General features: G+C 57.0%; 14 protein-coding genes, 2 tRNA genes and 1 pseudogene. 7 read left to right on the top strand and 10 right to left on the bottom strand.

The genetic code is table 11. From position 1 onward, the window contains the following. Nucleotides 1–73 precede the first annotated feature (73 nt). Nucleotides 74–841: a response regulator transcription factor gene (locus tag Syncc8109_RS04045; RefSeq protein ID WP_006849768.1), complete on the top strand. Its 768-nt coding sequence runs from the start codon at nucleotides 74–76 to the stop codon at nucleotides 839–841. A gap of 704 nt (nucleotides 842–1,545) precedes the next feature. On the opposite strand, the gene Syncc8109_RS04040 is transcribed toward Syncc8109_RS04045, so the two are convergent. The 7 genes from Syncc8109_RS04040 to Syncc8109_RS04010 form a co-directional block, all read right to left on the bottom strand. Further along, the gene (locus Syncc8109_RS04040) at nucleotides 1,546–2,100 is read right to left on the bottom strand and encodes a hypothetical protein (RefSeq protein ID WP_006850883.1); all 555 of its coding nucleotides are present in this window, start codon (nucleotides 2,098–2,100) and stop codon (nucleotides 1,546–1,548) included. Further along, a complete protein-coding gene (locus tag Syncc8109_RS04035) occupies nucleotides 2,097–2,381 on the bottom strand; it encodes a hypothetical protein (protein ID WP_006850863.1) in 285 nt (94 codons plus the stop codon). The genes Syncc8109_RS04040 and Syncc8109_RS04035 overlap by 4 nt, the downstream gene beginning before the upstream one ends. 35 nt (nucleotides 2,382–2,416) lie before the next feature. Further along, complete coding sequence (gene crtH, locus Syncc8109_RS04030) at nucleotides 2,417–3,973, bottom strand: carotenoid isomerase (RefSeq protein WP_006851078.1); 1,557 nt, start codon at nucleotides 3,971–3,973, stop codon at nucleotides 2,417–2,419. Nucleotides 3,974–3,997: 24 nt separating this feature from the next. Continuing rightward, nucleotides 3,998–4,963: a cation transporter gene (locus tag Syncc8109_RS04025; protein ID WP_006851243.1), complete on the bottom strand. Its 966-nt coding sequence runs from the start codon at nucleotides 4,961–4,963 to the stop codon at nucleotides 3,998–4,000. After that, complete coding sequence (trmFO, locus tag Syncc8109_RS04020) at nucleotides 4,960–6,330, bottom strand: FADH(2)-oxidizing methylenetetrahydrofolate--tRNA-(uracil(54)-C(5))-methyltransferase TrmFO (RefSeq protein ID WP_006850804.1); 1,371 nt, start codon at nucleotides 6,328–6,330, stop codon at nucleotides 4,960–4,962. The genes Syncc8109_RS04025 and trmFO overlap by 4 nt, the downstream gene beginning before the upstream one ends. A 46-nt stretch (nucleotides 6,331–6,376) precedes the next feature. After that, nucleotides 6,377–6,499 (bottom strand): photosystem II protein Y, encoded by a 123-nt coding sequence (locus Syncc8109_RS12520; protein ID WP_025362202.1) that lies wholly within the window; start codon nucleotides 6,497–6,499, stop codon nucleotides 6,377–6,379. A gap of 192 nt (nucleotides 6,500–6,691) precedes the next feature. Further along, nucleotides 6,692–7,198 (bottom strand): gamma carbonic anhydrase family protein, encoded by a 507-nt coding sequence (locus Syncc8109_RS04010; protein ID WP_006851670.1) that lies wholly within the window; start codon nucleotides 7,196–7,198, stop codon nucleotides 6,692–6,694. 85 nt (nucleotides 7,199–7,283) lie between these two features. Between Syncc8109_RS04010 and Syncc8109_RS04005 the strand changes: the two genes are divergently transcribed. From Syncc8109_RS04005 to Syncc8109_RS03995, 3 genes are all read left to right on the top strand, one after another. Further along, nucleotides 7,284–7,355 (top strand) — tRNA-Lys (locus Syncc8109_RS04005). Nucleotides 7,356–7,565: 210 nt separating this feature from the next. Then, nucleotides 7,566–8,717, top strand: a complete 1,152-nt coding sequence (locus Syncc8109_RS04000; RefSeq protein WP_006849750.1) for an NAD(P)-binding protein — start codon at nucleotides 7,566–7,568, stop codon at nucleotides 8,715–8,717. A 13-nt stretch (nucleotides 8,718–8,730) separates the two neighbouring features. Beyond that, nucleotides 8,731–8,804: transfer RNA gene (locus Syncc8109_RS03995), tRNA-Pro, on the top strand. Between the two features lie 855 nt (nucleotides 8,805–9,659). Here Syncc8109_RS03995 and Syncc8109_RS12835 read toward each other — a convergent pair. The 3 genes and pseudogenes from Syncc8109_RS12835 to Syncc8109_RS12515 all read right to left on the bottom strand — a co-directional run bounded on the left by Syncc8109_RS12835 (nucleotide 9,660) and on the right by Syncc8109_RS12515 (nucleotide 11,051). Then, entirely contained in the window at nucleotides 9,660–9,884 is a 225-nt protein-coding gene (locus tag Syncc8109_RS12835; protein ID WP_232202458.1) for a hypothetical protein, read from the bottom strand. 79 nt (nucleotides 9,885–9,963) lie between these two features. After that, nucleotides 9,964–10,017: pseudogene (locus Syncc8109_RS12830) on the bottom strand (nuclease); the annotation flags it as partial. Nucleotides 10,018–10,889: 872 nt separating this feature from the next. Further along, nucleotides 10,890–11,051 (bottom strand): hypothetical protein, encoded by a 162-nt coding sequence (locus tag Syncc8109_RS12515; protein ID WP_198015269.1) that lies wholly within the window; start codon nucleotides 11,049–11,051, stop codon nucleotides 10,890–10,892. A 174-nt stretch (nucleotides 11,052–11,225) separates the two neighbouring features. Between Syncc8109_RS12515 and Syncc8109_RS03980 the strand changes: the two genes are divergently transcribed. From Syncc8109_RS03980 to Syncc8109_RS12170, 3 genes are all read left to right on the top strand, one after another. Continuing rightward, nucleotides 11,226–11,387, top strand: coding sequence for a hypothetical protein (locus Syncc8109_RS03980; RefSeq protein WP_232202457.1), 162 nt, complete (start codon nucleotides 11,226–11,228; stop codon nucleotides 11,385–11,387). 1,263 nt (nucleotides 11,388–12,650) lie between these two features. Next, nucleotides 12,651–12,839, top strand: coding sequence for a hypothetical protein (locus Syncc8109_RS12175; RefSeq protein ID WP_006851929.1), 189 nt, complete (start codon nucleotides 12,651–12,653; stop codon nucleotides 12,837–12,839). A gap of 839 nt (nucleotides 12,840–13,678) precedes the next feature. Beyond that, nucleotides 13,679–14,065 carry a hypothetical protein gene (locus Syncc8109_RS12170; protein WP_156915483.1) on the top strand — a complete coding sequence of 129 codons (387 nt, stop codon included), beginning with the start codon at nucleotides 13,679–13,681 and terminating at the stop codon, nucleotides 14,063–14,065. The last annotated feature ends 1,362 nt before the right edge of the window (nucleotides 14,066–15,427 follow it).

Genomic DNA, 15,427 nt, shown 5'->3' with positions numbered 1-15,427 from the left:
AGATACAACAGCAGCCCCTGCTACCAGCCTGCCAGGAATTTCGGCTTAGCGTAGGCGTGCCCGGGCCGATCCAGTGACCTCCACTCCCCACGACCTCACGGCGGAAGCATCTGCAACCAGCTCCGATCCGGTGGTGATGCCAAGCGCAAGCACAGGTCAGGAACCTTCGCGAGTGTTGGTGGTCGAACCGCACCCAACCCTGCGCACTGTGCTGGTGCAGCGGCTGCGTCAGGACGGTCACCTCACCGCAGCAGTGGCCAATGCCGCTGAAGCTTTGGAGGTCTGTCAGGAACAGTCACCCGATCTCCTGGTGAGCGCGGAACTGCTGGAGCGCAGCTCCGCCCTGCGCTTGGCTGAACAGCTGCGTTGCCCTGTGATTGTGCTGACCGCACGGGCCGGAGCCGAGCCGGTGGTGGGCCTGCTGGATGACGGTGCCGATGATGTACTTCGCAAACCCTTTGGCCTCGAGGAACTGGCCGCCCGCTGCCGCACCCTGCTCAAGCGGGGGCACAGCGGCCTGCAGGAGCGGGTCACCGTTGGTCCTCTGGAGGTTCATCTGCTTCTCCGCCAGGTGACGCTACGGGAGCAGCCGGTGGAGCTCAGCCCCCGCGAATTTGCCTTGCTATGTGCGCTGTTGATGCCGCCTGGGCTGGTGCGCAGCCGACAGGAACTGCTGCGGATGGCCTGGCCTCCCTTCAGCGGTGGCCCCCGTTCGGTGGACACTCAGGTGCTGACCCTGCGCCGCAAGCTGGAGCAGGCCGGTCTTGGCGAGGGCGGTGGAATCACCACCGTGCGTCAGCGGGGCTATCGCTTCAGCCTGGACAATCTGCCGGCCAGCTGAGTCAAGTGAATTCATTCCAGTCAGCGACTGGAATTGTGGGGTTAGCGCCAATCAAAGTCCACCCCCACCCAAGCCATTGCCTCGAGCCCTTTGAAGAGGTCTTAATTTGTCTTGTGGTGACGAAGAGCCTTCTTCAGTTGCTCTTCTTTTGGCGGGACCAGATGGTGCGAGGTCACCCAACCCAATTCACAAAGGTGATTCGAGCAGACTTTGAGCTGAACCGTTCCGCAGGGGAGGTTGGTGAGTTCGGTTGTCATCCGATCGGAACAACTGGGTCGATTCCAACGCCTGAACGACAGATGGCAACGCCAGACATCTGGACAAAATCAAGAGTTGTCCAGAGAGCCGTCCTCATTGCTTGATCAGGGCAAGCCGGTCAAGATGGCTCTGTCGACACCCGGGAGCCCCCGCCGTGATCGGATTAACCAGGCTGTATTGCAACCAGGGAGATAGATTTCTCCTCATCGATGTTGCTTCTGAAGAGGCTTCGAAACGGGCCGAAGAGCTGCTCAACGACGGCTGGGAGATCGAAGCGGCAATACCGGTCTAAATGTCCCGGACATCCACCTACTTCCTGGCATCTCAATGGAGCAACGGAGCCTTTCGGTCGTATGCCCTCACGAATGGAAGCCCAAAATGATCTAGCCCTAGACGTTCCACACTTAAGGAACATAGACAAGAAGCCTTGATAAAACTGGTTTGATTCAGCCTGGATAACCCGCCGGCAAACTGATCCAGCCCTGAGCCAGCGCCAGAGACGTGACCAGTTCGCCGGCGATCATCACAACGGCCAATCCAGCCAAGAGCTGATATGTCCAGGGCGGGGTCAGTCGCCCGATGCCCTTGGTCGACACAGGGGTGTTGGCTGCCAGCAGCTCGAGGAATCGATCAAAGCGCTCGATGCGTTGCGGCAAGAGCTGGTGGCGCAGATCGGCTGCCTTCACGTAATACACCGTTCCCCCCTGACTGGTGCCAACGGGAATCAGAGCACGAATGTCCTTCCAACGCATGGACCAGCCGCGCCGCAGCAACCAGCTGATCCAGGCGGGGTAACGCACCTGAATGCCTTCTGCATCGATCTCCAATCGTTCACTCAATAGACCGATCACCAACACCAACCCCAACAGCAGCCCTGCCACCATCAGCCAGCGCGACTCCGCAGGGGCAAGCAATGGCAAGGGAAGCACCAAGGCCCCATAAAGGCTGAGCAGGGTGAAGCGGATCAGGGGCGATAACCCGAAACGTTCGATGCCATTCATCGGTCGTCTGGTGAACCGGGCAGCGGTTCAATCAGTTCAGACGGTTGGTAAGTGCCAACAAAGACCTCCTGTTCACGCCCCTTCCAGAACTGACCGAGCCGAATGAGATCGGCATGGGCCTCCTGCACCTTCTCGAGGTACAACTGAGGATCCATCGAGTCCTTGGCTTCCTTGATCTTCTTGAGCCGCAGCATCTGCAGATTCCAGGGCTTGGTCAGCTCGCCCCTCTGCTCGAGGTAGCGGGCCAGATCGTCCGACGACGGCTGAAACTCAGGCGGCATCCCAACTCCTATGGATGATCACGCTAGGAAGAAGATCAGGCCGGCAGCGCCCAGGGGTTCAGGCCGAGGTCGGCCCCAACCCGATGGGCACAGGCAAACCCACTGAAGGCAACAGCGTTGAGTCCCTGGCCGGGGAAACAGGAATCACCCACGCAGTAGAGGTTTTTCAATCCCGTGCGGTTGAACGGCATCGGCAGCAGTCCTGGCAGTTGCATCGCCGGAATCGGGCCGTAACTGCCCTGAAAGCGACCCAGAAAACGCCGGTGGCTGCGGGGCGTACCGATCTCCTTGTGGGTGATGGCATCGGCGAGGCCGGGAAGGATCGACTCCAGGCGCTGGATCAACCGTGCCGCATCCGCCTCCTTTTTCTCGCGGTACTGGCTGGGGGTCAGTCCTTGCCAGGCCTCCATCGATGAGGGCGTGAAGGTGTGAACGATGTGATGCCCCGCCGGGGCCAGATCCGGATCCAGCAGCGAGGGCATCGACACGAAGATCACCCCCTGTTCGTCCTCCATCCGGTTCCAGTCTTCGAGCAGAAGGTGATGGCAGTGGGTGCCGGCCGGAATCAGGTCAGCCCGAACCCCCAAATGCAGCGACAGGAACGAGGGGGAAGGCACATAACGCTTCCGCCAGAACTGCTCTTTGCCCGGCGTGTGGGCAGCATCCACCAGGGCCTGGCCGGAGCGGCGCTGATCATCACCCACTCCCGAGAAGGTGTCCCAGCGGGTTGCATTGGAGATCACACGCTTGGCGCGAATGACCTCGCCATCGGCCAGCTTCACGCCAACCGCCTGATCATTCTCGATCAACACCTCGGTGACTCGGGCCTTGTAGCGAATGGCGCCGCCGTGACGCTCCAATCCCTTCACAAGCTTTTCAGCGATCACGCCGACGCCTCCCTTGGGGTAGTTGATCCCGCCCGCATGCCGATCGGAAAACACCATGCCGGCATTGATCATCGGCGTGCGGTCCGCCGGCATCACCGACCAGCAGAAACACTCGATGTCAATGAACTTGAGCAGCTGCTCGTCCTTGATGTGCTCGCGGGCCACCGCACCGACGTTGAACGGCAGCCAGCGAGCCAGCCCCAGACAGGCCAGTGGTGCCTTGAAGAACACCTTGGTGAGATAAGCCGGATCCTCCAGTGAGAGAAGCGGCATTGCATCGAGGCAATTGAAAACTTGCCAGCAGGTGTCATAGAAGCGGCGAATACCCTTCGCCTCATGGGGAAACCGCGCCGTGAGATCGGCGATGAACTGCTCGTAGTCGCGATCCACGGCGATGCGCAGCCCACCGGGCATGTGGTACTCGAGCTGGGCGGGGTCAGGGATGGTGTCGCAGTGCTCCCCCACATCAGTAAGGGCCCGGGTAAGCAGGTTGGTGAAACCTTTCTTGCCGAAGCCGAAGATCATCGAGGCCCCCACATCAAAGGTGTAGCCCTCGCGTTTGAAGGCACCACCACTGCCGCCGGGGATCAGATAGCGCTCCAAGACGAGAGTCTTGGCTCCCTTGGCCGCCAACTGACTGGCGGTGACCAAACCACCGATGCCGGAACCGATCACAACGGCATCCCACTGCTGGTTCTCGCTCATGGCATCGCTTCTTTGGGGGTGACGCTAAGGGGCCGTCTGCGGCCTTGGATCCTGGCGGTGAATCGGCGGCATCACCGTGAGGATCACCTCAGAGCGCACCGGACGTCCGAGTTCGGCACTGCAGCGGGCATCGATGTGATGGCGCAACCCATCAATCACCCGACTTTCCTGGGGCTGCAGCGGATTGATGTAGACCACGACAAAGGCCGTGCGGCCCAGCTGCTGCACCGTGAAATCCATCATCTGCAGCTGAAGCCCCACCAGCTCCTGCATCAACACCAATCGCGTGCGCTGGAGCACATCCGGGTCGGCGGCACAGCCCGCCGCCTGGGTCATGGCATCCCGAAGCGCCGCCAGCGGTTCACGCAGCAAGGCCAGGCTCACCGCCAGCACCAGCAGGGCATCGGTGATCGGCGCAAGGGCAGACAAGGGCGTTGCCAAGAGCAGCGGCGACGCCAGCAGGGCCAGACCGGTGGCCAAGGTGATCACAGCATCGATCCGGGCATTGCGGGCCTCTGTGAATAGCAGCAGCGACACCCGACCCGTGCGGCGCCAATCCCTGCGGTGCCGCCAGGCCAGCAGTCCACAGAGCGCTGTCATCAAAGCGGTGTAGAGCGCCACCGGCTCCAGATGCAGCGGCGCAATGCTTATTCCCCGCCACCAATCGATCAAGGTGGAGCAGGAGCTGCCGACGCCAAAGCCGATCACCCCGAGCAGCACCAGGGAGCGAAACAGCACGTACAGGGCTTCCTGGCCCTCGTAGCCGTAGGGCCAGGCTCGATCCGGCGGCCGGACCACGTTGAGGCTGATGCGACTGGCAATCAAGGACGACCCCACCAACACAGCGGAATAAAGGCCGTCCAAGAGCAGGGCCGAGGATCCGGTGAGCACATGGGCGGAAAACCCAGCCAAGGCCATCACTGCGTTGGCTCCAACCCCGAGGCGCAGAGAGCGCTGTTCGATCCGGCGAGCCTCCGCAGGGGTTGTCATGCCGTCACTGTCTGGGGTTGGAGAGCCCGCATCGGCTCAAGATCCTGGAGGGCACGATCCCGGTAGGCGCCATAGCGCGCTCGCTTGTCGCGAATACGTTCTGGCAGCTCGGGCAACAAACCGAAATTGGGGGGCATCGGCTGGAACTTGGCCGTTGGTGCCTCGCTGACGAAATGAGTGAGGGCTCCACTCATGGAGGTGGCCGGCAGATCAATTGGCTCCAGGCCCAGGGCCAACCGAGCCGCATTGGTGCCGGCCAACCAGCCACCGGCCACGGCGGCGGCATAGCCCTCGGTGCCTGTGATCTGGCCTGCTGCCAGGAGGTTGGGGCGCTGGAGGAACTGCAGGGTGGGCTGCAGCAGCTGCGGCGACTCCAGGAAGGTGTTGCGGTGCATCACCCCAAAGCGCACGAATTCCGCCTGGCCTAGCCCAGGAATCATCTGCAGAACTCGCTTCTGCTCACCCCATTTGAGATTCGTCTGGAAACCCACCAGATTCCAGAGGCGCCCGTCCTTGTCTTCCTGCCGCAGCTGCACCACGGCGTAGGCGCGCTTGGCCCGGCGCACATCGCGATCGTTCACATCACCCCAACGGGGATCCCAGAGCCCGATCGGCTTCAGGGGGCCATAACGCATGGTGTCTTCACCACGACGTGCCAACTCCTCAATCGGCAAGCAACCCTCAAAAAAGGTGGCATCGTTTTTGTCGAAGTCTTTGAGTTCAGCCTGTTCCGCCTCCAGCAGGGCCTGGCGGAAGGCCAGGTACTGCTCCTTGTCCATCGGACAGTTGATGTAGTCCGCATCCCCCTTGTCGTAGCGGCTGGCGAGGAAGGCCACCGACAGATCGATGCTGTCCCCATGCACGATCGGACTTGCCGCATCAAAAAAGTGGCAGTCGGCACGACCGGTGAACTGGCGCAGATCCTCCGCCAACGATTCACTCGTGAGCGGCCCCGTCGCCAGAACGGTGATCACATGCTCCGGCGGTAGAGCTTGCTGCTCCCGTCGTTCAATCGTGACCAGGGGATGCTGGTCGAGAGCCTCGGTGAGGGCAGCGCTGTAGCGACCGCGATCAACGGCCAAGGCTCCGCCGGCAGGCACAGCGTGGGTATCGGCCGTGCCGATCACCAAAGAGCCAAGCCTGCGGAGCTCCTCTTGCAATAAGCCAGCAGCACGGTCGCTGCTCAGAGCGCCAAAGCTGTTGCTGCAGACGAGTTCAGCAAAGTCACTGCTGTGGTGTGCAGGGGAGCGTCGAATCGGACGCATCTCCACCAGGGTGACCGCAACCCCTGCACGGGCGATCTGCCAAGCCGCCTCAGTGCCGGCAAGACCGGCACCAAGAACGGTGACATGGGGAGATTGAGACAACCAGCTTTATAAGCAGCCTTCAGCTTACGAAGCTCGCTTGCCTTGATTAGGCGCGGCTGCGCTTCAGCATCAGCTGCAGCTGGCCCACAGCCGCACGGCCGATGTTGAAAGCAGCCCAGCTGACAGCAGCGAGGATCGGGGCAACCACAAGGAACAGGCGGGCATCGATACCCAGAACCTGGCCCGTGGTGATCACGCTGAAGGCCGAGTAACCGACGATCACCAGGATGAGGACCAGACCGATGGCAACTCGGACCATTCTTGAAAACGGAAATCTGTGTCGCCGATCTTACGGACTTCTTCGTTGATCCCACGACCTTCCTTGAAAGCTGATCGAATTCGCAGCAATCAAGGAGTGCGTTCAAGGCCTGAACTGGGCTTGGGATGCCGCCAATTGCGCGTAGCGCCGAGCATGGCAGCGCTGTTCATCAATCGCCTCAGGCGACAACTCCCGCTTCACCGAAGCTGGCATGCCCATCACCAGGGTTCCGGGAGGCACATCCTTGGTGACAACAGATCCAGCAGCCACCAGAGCGCCTGCACCGACGGTGACGCCATTGAGAACGATGGCCCCAATTCCCACCAGGCATCCATCCTCGAGCGTGGCGCCATGGATGACAGCCCTGTGCCCCAAGGTGACATCGGCACCGAGGCGAACCGGCTGTCCCGGATCCCCATGGAGCACGGCACCGTCTTGAACATTGCTGCCTGCACCGATGCTGATCTGCTCGAGATCACCGCGCGCAACGGCCATGGGCCAGAGGCTGCTGCCCGCTGCCATCTGCACATTTCCAATCACGACGGCGGATTCAGCAACCCAGGCGTTGGCATCGATCTGGGGATCGGGCCAGGGCTTGGAGCCAGTCATGGCCATGGTTCAGCAGCCACCAGTCTCCTCGGCGACCTGAGTGATAACCTCACTTGGTGCCGAAACGGCATGCCCAAGCGGGCACGGGTCGCTAGCTCAGCGGTAGAGCATCCGGCTTTTAACCGGCTGGTCCTGAGTTCGAATCTCAGGCGACCCATATCTTCAATTAATGTCGTCTCGTGACTCAACAGAGCCGACGACCGAGCGGCTGTTAGAAAGCCTGGAATCTCTGATCAGGCCAACAGTTCAGATGGCGTATTTCGCATTCTTTGGCGTAACGATTCTTCTGGCATTGCTAGGTGGTTTGTTTTCTCGAGTGGCCGCAGAGCGCTATTGGATGTGATCCGCGACAGACGCTTCAGCGAAGGTGGCTGAGGTTGATCTCGCCGTTATCGGTGCAGGACTGGCTGGCTGCAGCCTGATTGGCCGGCTCCAGCAGCTGGGATCTGATCTCAACATCGCTGTGATTGAAGCCGGCAGGGGGCCAGGTGGACGCATGGCAACCCGCAGGAGACGCGATCAAAGCGTCTGGCTGCTCAACCATGGAGCACCGGGCTTGACTCTCAGTGAATCCATACCAGATGAAATGAACGCGCTGCTGGAGCCGTTGCGGGCAGCGAGTGTTCTTCAGCGGGACAAGCGAGCTGTGCTCTCGCTCGACGCCCAATCAGGGTTATCACCCGCCAACAGCCCCGACGCCTGGCCAAATGGTGGCTGGTGGCATGGTGTTCCCAGCATGGCCAGCATCTGCGAGGCGCTGCTCGAGACTGCTGGCTTCGCGCAACTGAGCCGTCAGTTCGAAACGCGTGTGCGCTGGTTGGAGCGACGCCGGGACCATTGGCTACTTGAGAACGAGGATCGAAGCTGGAGCCTCAGGGCCAAGCGCCTTGTGCTCAGTGGAACCCTGCTGGCCCATCCCCGCTCACTGAAGATGCTGGCCTGGGATGACGTCCCCCTGCGCACAGCCGTTGCAGAGGGCGTGGATGAAGACCTCGACAAGGCACTGAGCCTGCTGCAACACAGCCAAGCCGAGGTGCGCTGGAACCTGATGGTGGATCTGGGCGTACTCGCACTCAACGCTGAGGAGCTGCCTGCTCAGATCTGGTTGAACGACGCCGCCAAAGCGCGCTGGAAAGTGGAACGCCTCGTGCTGCAGCCGCAAAGCGATGGTCGCTGGGGGCTTGTGGTGCATGGCTTGGATTCCGGGCAAGCAATCACGCCCGAAAGCCAGCGGTGCCTGCTGGCACAGGAGCAACAGCGTCTGTTGGAGCTGTTGCCCGAACTGCTGCAAGCCCTGCCGGTTGTTTCAGCTACGTTGAACCAAGCGACCCCGTTGGGTGTGATGCGCTGGGGCGCCTCACGGCCTCTCAACAACCCCTTGCCACAAGAGCTGCAGTGGTGCCCCACCAGCGCCGTGGGGTTTTGTGGCGACTGGATCGCAGGGCCCGGCTTCGGCAGAGCGGAGGGAGCGATCAGCAGCGGCGTCAACCTCGCTGAACAGCTGCACGCTGACCGCTAATCTTTGTTTGCGCCGGGGAGTGGCGCAGTTTGGTAGCGCGCTTGCTTTGGGAGCAAGATGCCGCAGGTTCGAATCCTGTCTCCCCGACTGCAATCTGAGCGATTCCCAAACCGCTCATGCCAACCCGGTGCCAAGCGGCATCGGGTTTTTTCATGCCTTCGGCACGACACCGCCTGCGCAAAGTCCCAATCAAGGCGACGAGTGGTGGACCCCCAAAGAAAGCAACAGGTTCAGCACCTCAAGAAGCGCTGCAATCTCTGGGCACCCACCTGTCAGAAGGAAGTGGGTTGGGCTCCTGAAGCGGGTTGAGCCTGCGAGTTGCACCTAGTCATCAACCCCAAGTGGCCAAATCACAGCCTGGTCGCAAGACTTTGTGAACTTGAGGTCGTCGAGAAGAGCTGCACCCCTGCTTTTTTCGGAAGGTTTTTGCATAGCCTTAACCCTATTCGTCTAAAAGCTTTGGTTGGGTTATTCACAGTTAACTCCTCTTACGCTATGCGAATAGAATCTTCATGAGACTCTATATACCTCTCTGAGATTAATTTACCTCATAGTAACGCAATCGAATGGGTCTAAAGCGCGAATAAATGACAAATCCAATCCATTGAGCAATTGTCCAAAACGTTCCAAAGAAAAAACTGAGAAAGAATGCAAGACCAATCGCAGTTATAAAAGCAGTGAATCCATGCACATATTGATCATTGATAGAGACGATATCAGCACCTGAGATCCATGCGTAACTCCCCACAACAAAGCCTATAAGCATCATGCCAACCGAGACGACAATGCAGTTCAACTTCCAAAGAGATCTGAAGCAGAGACGGTTAATAACAATTGATAGAGAAGACATGTAGGCAGCTCTTGAATTAATTTCTATCTCTAGAGACGCCTCTACTAATAGCAACCTATTCAACTTATTTCTTAATTTCTAGGCGCGGTGGATCAGCTGCCAATCCTCCAGGGCTTATCGCTGCAGCAGGGGAACTGAGCCCGTAGGGCTTCGAGGGATAACTCTTCTCCCAGCAGCTCATCAATTTCTTGTTGGGCGGACTTGTATGCCGCCTGAGCGGGAACGGGGCCGCATAGGGCCTGAAGGCGACGAGTTTCTGCAGCGTTGCCATCGCGTGCAGCACGGTTCAAAGCTGCGATGAGAGATGACTGATCCATCAGCGACTCCAGGCGCATGATGTGCGTACTTCCGGTAAATGTCGGCATGGCCGGTGGAGACCAGCTGCTGCTGGACGTTCGAGCCATCGACGAACAACTCGGCAACGGTGCGACCGTATCGATCAGTGGTGATGCGGCGGATGCCAAACGTGCGACCGACGACCAGTGATCGGAGATGGTCGCGTGGACATCGGCGTTATCAACTGGATCAACGCTGACCTGGTCACCCACATCTCTCCAAGGGTCTGAATTGAAATTCCGCCTGTTAAGCCATCCAAGGATTTGTAACCATTGGAACCCTTTGTCTCGATTTGCCTAGTCGGGACTCATTTTGCTGCCTATCTGTTGGATGAGCAGCGATCAAGAACATGAAAGGAACCAATACCAGACTCACCACCGCTCCAGAGGGCTTCGAGTACTACAGGGTTTGCGACCAAGAAGGTGTCTGCCAGGTCGTCAGAGGCATGTGGGCAGCACAGCACCTCACAAAAGACATACGCGAGCTGAGCGCAACCAAGACAAAGTATTCAGATGATTGGGTTTAGGGCTCTGAACTACCACCCTTTTGTCCCCATCCAAGGGCGTTGGCACACGCCAAAAAGAGGAGATTGATCAAGTCGAAAGATCACTGCCAGCTCTGACGACCACCAAGGAAAGGTCCAGAACTGATCTACAGAGATTTCATCTTCGTGACGAAATCATCCCTGGTGCCGTCACTCTCCAGGTTTTTTCTGGCTCATGCCAGTAATGAAACCCGCGCCGTTGGTGGCTCAGATGATCTCTTTACGGCCAGCCTTGATCTTGGCTTTAGCTGAAACAAGACCAAAAATCAGCAGGATCAGAAGGCCCGCGATCACACTAACGAAAAACATTGTGTCCATGACTTCAAGATGGCTTTGCTCGTCATAGGGACATCAAGCACAACAGCCCATCGGTCAAAAGACTCATTCAGCCCCGAAGACAAATGAAGCCTTGGACTGAACTTGGGAGATCTGGCGAGACCAGCTACAGCTGCCAATCGCCATTGCCATCGACATCAGCGCAGTCCTTCCCCTGCAGCTGTTGCAGACGCGCCAAGAGCTCTGGATCACCCACAATTTGCCGGCGACATCCGTCTTCACCCATGTAAGTCAGATGCCCATCGGCATCGATGATCAGAGCGGTCATGGGGGTAACTGAAGACGTCTCGTCGATGGCGATGCACTCCACGTTCAGATTCACCCAGTCTGCGTCCTCTCAGCGAAAAAGCCCGAAGCCATGACCAAACAGAACAAGGGTGGCCACCTGCAAGGGCCGCGTTCCTCTATGAAAGGTGCGATGGACTGGATCATTTCCGAACCCATGACTGATCAACAAGGCAAAGACAGGGCCTACTGGATTGATGAGATCGCCTTCCTGGAAGCACGCTTGAACGGCAGTCAGGGTGATATCGACAGCGAAGACCGAGCTGCTTGCGAGGAAGCCCTGAAAGCAGCGAAAGCGAACTTGGCAGCCTCTCGGTGAACCCGGGGCTGACGGAGGCCCGAGCCACAACTAGGGTTTGAAGGTGAGAGGGAGACCTCTTCGGGCGTGGTTGCTTGATTTGGTGGGTGGTGTCACGACCTACTGCCTCTCTCACACCTCTTGGTTAAGGCTGAACCAGGCCCCTTTCCTTGGCATAACTCTTGTAGTGATTGGGAAATTCATCGGCAAGCCGAGCAAGTACGTCACTTGACGATCCCATTTGCTCGTTCACTTCATCAAAAACCGAGGCAAAACAGCTCTCACACCTGATTTCAAGACAAAGCTCTACCCAGGTCGTTCCTTGTTGATTAAAACTAGCCACAAGCTCTTTAAAGGTCACGATTAACAAACTGTTCTGGTTCGGACAAGCTTAGAGGCAATTGCATCAACCAATTTGATGCCAAATGAAATCGGGATTGCCATAGCCTTATGGCTCAAGGCTTTGATGAGCCAACATTGAAGGATGAAACGATTGCTGCAACTGCTTCGGCGATGGGCTGGCAAACGGGAGAAACCCCCGTTGCATACACCCGAAGAGTTGGAGTGCTTTAAAACAGATGCGATAGACAATCGCGGCAAGCACTACTGATGCAGGGGGCAACTGAACTGGCACTACTCGCCCTGGCGTTTGTAGGGCTCCAGCTCTGGTGGCTCAGCAAGGTCTTTTTGAATCGACCCCGGCAGCCAAGGCCGCTGGGCAAACCCATGCGGGCAAATTCGCTTCAAAACGAGCGAACTGCCCTGCAAAAGATCTTTGATCAGTCCTGATCACCGCCAACCTTTGGGATCGGACTAGGGACAAACACCGATGCCTGATGCGATCTGAACAATCAGCTTGGTGCATCAGCAACAACAGCCATGGCACTGATTTGTTGTGCGCACTGTGGTCACATGCACTCGAGCCTGAGAGGGGACTGCCCCCAGTGCCATAAACAGAGGCGTCTACGGTCTCCCCAGGCGTTGTCAGAACGGATCAAGCCAACGCCGACAAAACCAAGGAGTGACCACCATGGCCTTTGAAGCCCCCCCAGCAGAGGGGCGTCAGTGCATCAGCTGCGGTGAAATCAAGCCTCTGAATTTCTTTGGTTTGGATCAACAGGAGTGCCGGAACTGTGAATCAAGACGACGCCAACAGGCAATCAAACAAAACGCCAATGATTCAGTCGAGGAGGCTTGAATCAAACGGAGCCTCAATAAGCATATGCACCAATGTTCAATTGATATCCATGGGCTATCACATGGGTAGCATTGCAAAGAGGTGTCATGGGCAAGGTTCTTTCAGCAGCAAAGTGGTCGTTCGAACTACTTGGCCAACGCATCACCTCACTTCGTCTTAAAAAGAGCTTTTCAGAATCAAGGATTTACAGCGACTGGGCTTATGACGAATCACAGATGAAAGAAGCCAATTCTGGCAAGCGTGAGCAGAAATCTCATCTCGAATACGATTGCTGAAGTCACAAGCTGGTTCATCAAAACCAAAGCCAGCGGCTTAACAGGCATCTAACCAAGGCATTCAATGGCGGACTGACCAGCCTGAGATGAAGGTTGGCAATTTGAGTCCAAGTCCCCTAGAACGCTGTTCAGCATCTTTGTTGTGATGGCCTTGATTCCACGCTGGCAGTACATGACTGACAGCAACAAAGCCATGGTGAAGCGATCTGCGATCACACTTGTGGTAGTCCTGATTGGATTAACACTGCTGCGCGCAATCTTTCCCTCGATCCTGCTCGGCCTTGCCCTCTATGGTGCCTGGTGCCTATTGAACCGGAAATAACCGATGAGCGAAGACTTAACCCAAGCCAGACGCACGCTCTATCTCTGGGCTCTTGGCCTCAACGTTGTCGCTTGGAGCGGATACCTCGTTCTAACCAAAGTGATGGGTATCGATTTTGAATCGATTCGGCAAGCCAGATTGGCTGGTTGAGGTCCCATCCCCCCAAGATCGATCTCACTGGTTCGACCACTGCGTTATTCCGAGATGCCCGCGTGACCGGATAAGAATCCTGATTCCCCCAGCACAAATCCACGAGATCGCTTCATAACCTCTTCCTAAGGAGAAGGCTGCTTCGTGAAGCGCTCCGTAACGCACGGCTTCGAGGCTGATCCGTCCCCAGAAAAGAGGCGATCCGAGAGCTTGACCAGAGAAAAAAACGGTGCAGCGGATCTGCCGCCAGGCCCTCGTGTGGTTTGGAATAGCTGTTCACGGGGTCTCTCTTTATTAATTCACCAGCACTTTTTGGCTTGATGCTTCCCCTTGGCCTGAGTTGCAACGTGATAGAGCTGGCTTGATCTTGGTCGCGGCAGGACGATTTTTTCGAAACTCAACATTCATAACAAAACTGCTGTCAGAAAATAATCCTTCAGCACGCGCACGACGCGCCTTTCTCATGCTCACCCTTACATCATTCGTCATCGGCTGCATTGCTTTACTAAAACTTGCTGTTCAGGACATTTATCGCTACAAACGCCTGCTTGGCGAAAGAGGAATTCTGGAGTATTCACAAGCTTTGATTCTTTTTATATCCGCGTGGATAGGGTGGCTCTTCTCCAAAGATTTCCTGAAGCGCTTGTCCATGCGCCTGCATTCAGTGGTTTACGCGAATTGCTTTCGTCATGCTGTTGGTTGGCCTGGAAGAGATTGCCTGGGGGCAAATCCTGTTCGGCTGGACAACACCTGAGAAAATCGCTGCAGTCAACGCCCAAAACCAGATAACTCTCCACAACCTTGAGTTCTTCCAGAATTAGCTCGACCTCAATCTTTTCCTGGTTTCGGTCTTGCTTTTGGTGTTGGTGCTGTGGCGACCTTCAATCCGATTGATGCGCACAACGATCCTGGATGGAAGTCCGATTCCCAACAGCAACTTTAATTACCGCGATACTTCTGGCCCCTCTTCTTCTGTGCGGCATTTCTGTCTTACTTTGTGGCGAAAGAGTCGGGAACAGAACTTGTTATCAATATCGATCAGGAGTGGGCAGAATTTTTCCTCTATCTAGCTGCTGTTCTTAACTTCTTGAGAGCCTACATCCTTCTTGGCCACGAACAACCACAAACTACCCATTAAACAACTGCTCAATTCGCCCGGCCTCCGCCTTGAAACTCTCCAAGTAAGGGTCACAGGTGCAGACGCACAGCTGACCTGATCCAGCCTCAGCGGACTTGATCCACGGGTCACCAAGGGTATAAATCGTACGGTGCAGAAAAAAAAACCGCTCCATCCCTAGAGCGGCTCAATAGCCAAGGCAATCCCCATCACCCGGCGATCTGCACCAATCTTGATGCAATAAAAAAATAATACTCACCAAACACCAGATGTAGTGGATGTCAACACTCACTTAAGACTCTGGTGAACATGCTTGAAGAGGCCAGACCATGCAACAGCAGCACTGCATCTAGTGCCGGGGAGACTGCTTTTGGGAGACACTAAATCTAGAGCAGGAGGCTTTAACCCCTAGGAATTACGATGCTTCATGCTGAAGACATCCTTAAAGGAGAAGCCATGATTTCTGGCCCATCCTGCCCATTGCGGTTGGGAGTTCTCGACAGTCCCGACTATTGGACTGATGACGCACTCATTTCTGCAGTGCGTCCATTGAATCCAGAGGAACTTCACCACCTGGCCGTTGGATCCCAACAACGAAGGAATCAACAACGTGGTCCTCGCTACACCCGTTAATTCAATTCCGCCGGCTGAACGCAGCCAAGAGTTGATGAAGCGGCGCGAACAGCCTGTCGACCAAGGCGTCTGAGCGTCGACCAGCAGGCCTCTGCAACGCCGAGGAATGCAACATCGGCCCGTTGGAGCCATACCCCTCAAAAGCAATCAAGGCGTCTTGGGCTCCCTGCAGCTCCTGGTCGATTCGACGGGAGGAGAAGCGACTGTGGGCTCGGTTTCGAGATGTTGACATGACTGTATGGAATGCGCCTACATCCGGTCTGGCTACGGACCGAACCGCTTGGCAGCAGTTGGTGATGCTTCTTAGGGAGCCGAAGCGCCACCCATTTACAAACCGTTACAGAGGCCTTAACATTTCGCAACTAA

This window comes from Synechococcus sp. WH 8109, from assembly GCF_000161795.2.
GTDB lineage: Bacteria > Cyanobacteriota > Cyanobacteriia > PCC-6307 > Cyanobiaceae > Parasynechococcus.
This window is presented reverse-complemented; position numbering and strand designations above follow the sequence as displayed.